Below are 383 nucleotides of genomic sequence, written 5' to 3' on the forward strand. Positions count from 1 at the left end.
ATTTCATCGCCGGGCTTTCCGACCACAATGGGCGCAAAGGGTTCGGTGCCCATGTCGGCGACCGCGGCGTCAAACTGTCCGGCGGCCAGCGGCAGCGCATCGCGATCGCCCGCGTCATGCTGAAGGACGCGCCGATCCTGATCCTCGACGAGGCGACCTCGGCGCTCGATTCGGAGGCCGAGGCGGCGATCCAGGAGAACCTCTACAAGCTGATGCAGGCAAGACCGTCATTGCCATCGCGCACCGGCTGTCGACGATCGCGGCAATGGACAGGCTCGTCGTCATGGACAAGGGCCGCATCATCGAGGAGGGCTCGCATGAGGAGCTCGTCGCCAAGGGCGGGCTCTACGCCCAGCTCTGGCAGCGTCAGTCGGGCGGCTTCC

The 383-nt window shown here is 66.3% G+C and carries 1 pseudogene; it reads left to right on the plus strand.

What is annotated here, in order from left to right:
• Nucleotides 1-383: pseudogene (locus tag EOA29_RS40950) on the plus strand (ATP-binding cassette domain-containing protein); the annotation flags it as partial.

Source organism: Mesorhizobium sp. M1E.F.Ca.ET.063.01.1.1, from assembly GCF_003998155.1.
Taxonomy (GTDB): domain Bacteria; phylum Pseudomonadota; class Alphaproteobacteria; order Rhizobiales; family Rhizobiaceae; genus Mesorhizobium.